Raw genomic sequence first — 3,969 nt, 5'->3', positions numbered from 1 at the left:
GGGCTCGGGGCCGACGCCCTCGGCGGCGGGCAGCGGCTCGCCGCCGGCGTCCGGAGCGGCGTCGCCGTCGGAGGGCGCGGGCTCGACGGGGTCGGGGGCCGCCTTGCCGTCGGCCACCGCGCCGGCGGTGTCCGTGGCGTCCTTGGCGTCCGCGGTGTCCTTCGCGTCCGCAGCGGAGGCCGCGGTCGCCGCGTCGCCGGTGGTGGCGGTGTCCTTCGGCTCCTCGGCGGCCTCGGTCGTCACCGTCGCGGACGCCGCACCGGCGCCGCCGGCCTCGCCGCCGTCCTTCTTCTTGCCCTTCCGCTTCCAGAACACGGTGCCGACCCTTCGATTCGCGTCCGAACTCTCCTTATGCGGACCCATTGTGGCCGCACCAAGGGGCACATGGGTACCCGCGCCCCCGACCGACGACGATGCCGCCCGGACCCTAAGGGAGTGATAAGGCCGGGTGGGACGGTGGTGAGCGGCGCCGGAGCGCCACCCGGTGCGCCCGGATCGTCACCCGGACGTGATCGGAGCGGCCCCGGTGGCGGGCGCCACGAGGCGCGCGTAGGCGTCCGGGTCGGTGGTGCGGCAGCCGAGCCGGTGCCCGGTGAGCGCGCCGTGGTCGTCGCTCGACCCGGTCACCACCAGGCCGAGCCGGTCGGCGGCGGCCCGCCAGCGCTCGGCCTCGTCGGCGTCGTGGGAGGGATGGTCGGCCTCGATGCCGCCCAGTCCGGCCGCCGCCATGCGCGCGGCCAGCTCCTCGGGCACCGCGCCGGTGAGCGTGCCCTCGGACCGGGCGGGGTGCGCGAGGACGCACACGCCCCCGGCCGCGCGGACCAGTCCGACGGCCCGCACCGGGTCGAGCGCGTAGCGGGCGACGAAGGCGGGGCCGCCCGACCCGATCCAGGTGTCGAAGGCATCCTGCACGTCCGCCGCGGCACCGGCCTCGACGATCGCGCGGGCGACGTGCGGGCGGCCGATGACGCTCGCCGCGCTCCCCCGGGCGCCGTCGGGGTCGGGGGCGGCCTCGGCGATGGCGCACACGCGCTCCCAGGTGACGTCGACCCCGGCGGCGCGGAGCCGGTGCACCATGGCCTCGGCGCGCAGCACCCGGTCCTCGCGGATGCGCCGGAGTTCGGCGGCGAGTTCCGGGTGGTCGGGGTCGAAGAGGTAGGCGAGCAGGTGGACGCCGGAGCCGTCGGCGGCGCACGACAGCTCCATGCCCGGGACCAGGGTGAGGCCGGGCGGGAGGTGGGCGGCGGCCTCGGCCAGCCCGGCGGTGGTGTCGTGGTCGGTGAGGGCGAGCACGTCCAGGCCGGCCGCCGCGGCTCGGGCGACCACGTCGGCGGGCGGCTGGGTGCCGTCGGACACGGAGCTGTGGGAGTGCAGGTCGATGCGCATGAGGGCTCGATTCTAGGGAGGTTCCCGGGAGGCCGGGGCGCTCCCGGCGCGCGGCGGCCCGCAGCGGGGGCCATCGGGGGTCCATGTGTCGCGGGGGTGACGTTTGCATGACGGTACGTTGCCCCGGAGTGTGAGGGGCGCCACTATGGAGCGACGCCGCGGGCGCGCACGGCCGCGATATGGGAGCGCTCCCAGTCGATCTCGACCGGCGTGTCCGCGGCGCACCACGACGCACGCGTCGGGCCCTCGCGGCCCGCCCCACCACCGATCCCCCACCACCGCGGACCGCCCCCACCGGGCCGCGGCCCCTCCCCCTAGGAGAACGACGGTGACTCCCCTCCGCGCGACGGCGCTCATCGGCGGCCTGGCCGCTCTGGCCGGCGGCTTCGCCGTGGCCCTGCCGGCCGAGCCCGCCGCGGCCCACGGCGGCCTGACCTTCCCCGCCACCCGCACCTACGCCTGCTACCGCGACGGCATCGACAACGGCAACGGGGGCTCGCTGGACCCGGCCAACCCGATGTGCGCCGACGCGCTCGCCTACAGCAGCTATCCGTTCTGGAACTGGTTCGGCAACCTCATCAGCGACGCCGGCGGCCGCCACCGCGAGATCATCGCCGACGGCGAACTGTGCGGCCCCACCGACCAGTTCGCCGCGTTCAACGCGCCCGGCACCGCCTGGCCGGCCACCGAGGTCGAGTCCGGGGCCGACGTGACCTTCCGGTACAACGCCTGGGCGCCGCACCCCGGCACCTGGTCGCAGTACGTCACCCGCGACGGCTGGGACCCGGACGAGCCGCTGGGCTGGGACGACCTGGAGCCGCTGCCGTTCGACGAGGTCACCAACCCGCCGCTGAACGGCTCCGGCCCCGACGGCGCGGAGTACACCTGGGACGCCACGCTGCCCGAGAAGAGCGGGCGGCACATCATCTACTCGATCTGGCAGCGCTCCGACAGCCCCGAGGCGTTCTACAACTGCGCCGACGTCGAGTTCACCGGGGGCGGCGGCGGCGAGGAGGACACCGAGGCGCCCACGGCCCCGGGCACGCCCACCGCGGACCGGGTGACCGGCGACGCCGTCGACCTCTCCTGGGCGGCGGCCACCGACGACGACCGGGTGGCGCGCTACGAGGTCCGCGACGCCGCGACGGGCGAGGTGGCGGCCACCTCATCGACGGCCTCGGCCACCGTCACCGGGCTGGAGCCGGAGACGGCGTACCGGTTCCACGTGGTCGCCCTGGACCGGGCGGGCAACGTCTCGCCGCCCTCGGGGGAGCTCGCGGTGACCACCCTGGGCGCCGACGTGCCGAGCGGTTCGTGCGAGGTCGACTTCTCGGTCGCGAGCCAGTGGTCGGGCGGCTACACGGCGAACGTGGTGCTGACCAACACCGGGGACGCCGCGGTCGACGGGTGGACGGTCGACTGGGAGTTCACCGACGGCTCGGTGGTCACCAACGGCTGGTCGGCGGAGATCGCCCAGCACGGCGCGCACGTCATGGCCGAGAACGCGGCGTGGAACGGGTCGGTCCCGGCGGGCGGGTCGGTGTCGTTCGGGTTCAACGCCTCGGTCACCGGCGCCCCCGACGCGCCGGAGGCGTTCCGCCTCGACGGGTCGGCCTGCGCGGCCGGCTGACCCGGGTACCTCCGGCCGGGCGGTGTGCGGTCCGCCCGGCCGGGGCGGCACCGGGCGGCGGGGGCGTGCCGGCGTCCCCGCCGCCCGGTGCCGGACCGGTCCGCGCGGCGGCGGTCAGGAATCGGGGTCGCGGGGGCGCAGCCCCGCGGTGAGGAAGGGCGAGGGCGCGCCGAACGGGGGGTCGAGGCCGACCCCGCCGTCGCGGCGGTCGCGGACGTCGCGCAGCCCGCCCAGTTCGCACATGAGCACGCCGGTGTCGGCGGGGGAGAACACCGCCCACAGCCAGCTGGCGAACGCCTCGCCCACGTAGACGGCGCGGTCGGCGCCGGGGTCGACGCTCCAGAGCGCGATCTCGTGGCCGTCGTGGCGCACCTTGGCGTCGGGCGGGCCGGAGTCGAAGCCGTCGCCGGGGTCGGGGCCGTCGAGGCCGGCCAGGCGGGCGGCGAGGCCGATGCCGGGGTCCTCGGCGACGAGGACGAGTTCGCCGACGCCGCCCAGCGGGGCGGGGCCGGACAGCGCGACCGCCGTGGCGAGCGCGCCGCTGCGTTCGTCGCCCGCGTCGGCGAGGCCGGTGACGACCCACCCGGCCGGGAGCGGCCAGGGCAGCCACACGGGGACCTGCGCGGTGGAGGCGAGGAGGTCGAGCGCGGCCTCGCCGGGCGGCCGCACCGGGTTGAGCGGGGCGACGGGCCCGTGCGCGTCGCACTGCCAGGCGCTCGTCCAGATCCCGGGAGGGCGGACGGCGCGCCCGCAGCGGGGACACGACGGCGCGACTTTCATGGTTGCGGGGAGGGTACCCGCGTGACCGGTGGGGAAACGCGTCGGCGGCGTGCGGTGTGCGCCCGGTGCGGTCAGGGGCGGCCGTACGGGTACGGGCCGCCGGGTCCCTCGGGCGGCGGGCCGTAGTGGTACCCCGGGTGGTGGCCGGGCGCGGCGGGCGGGAGGGGCGGGCC

The 3,969-nt window shown here is 77.2% G+C and carries 3 protein-coding genes and 1 pseudogene; 1 reads left to right on the top strand and 3 read right to left on the bottom strand.

The features are described from left to right. Both NT8_RS27485 and NT8_RS27480 read right to left on the bottom strand, forming a co-directional pair. A pseudogene (locus NT8_RS27485) lies at positions 1–315 on the bottom strand (hypothetical protein); the annotation flags it as partial. Positions 316–498: 183 nt separating this feature from the next. Beyond that, positions 499–1,386: a PHP domain-containing protein gene (locus NT8_RS27480; RefSeq protein ID WP_067975845.1), complete on the bottom strand. Its 888-nt coding sequence runs from the start codon at positions 1,384–1,386 to the stop codon at positions 499–501. A 328-nt stretch (positions 1,387–1,714) separates the two neighbouring features. On the opposite strand from NT8_RS27480, the gene NT8_RS27475 reads away from it, so the two are divergent. Next, positions 1,715–3,016: a lytic polysaccharide monooxygenase gene (locus tag NT8_RS27475; RefSeq protein WP_245646357.1), complete on the top strand. Its 1,302-nt coding sequence runs from the start codon at positions 1,715–1,717 to the stop codon at positions 3,014–3,016. Between the two features lie 114 nt (positions 3,017–3,130). Here the strand turns inward: NT8_RS27475 and NT8_RS27470 are convergent, their stop codons facing one another. Beyond that, a complete protein-coding gene (locus tag NT8_RS27470; RefSeq protein WP_084469337.1) occupies positions 3,131–3,796 on the bottom strand; it encodes a DUF6758 family protein in 666 nt (221 codons plus the stop codon). Positions 3,797–3,969: the final 173 nt, after the last annotated feature.

It is taken from the genome of Nocardiopsis trehalosi NBRC 14201 (genome assembly GCF_001552555.1).
GTDB lineage: Bacteria > Actinomycetota > Actinomycetes > Streptosporangiales > Streptosporangiaceae > Nocardiopsis_B > Nocardiopsis_B trehalosi.
Note: the sequence above shows the minus strand (reverse complement) of the source record. Positions and strands in the feature narration are given on the sequence as shown.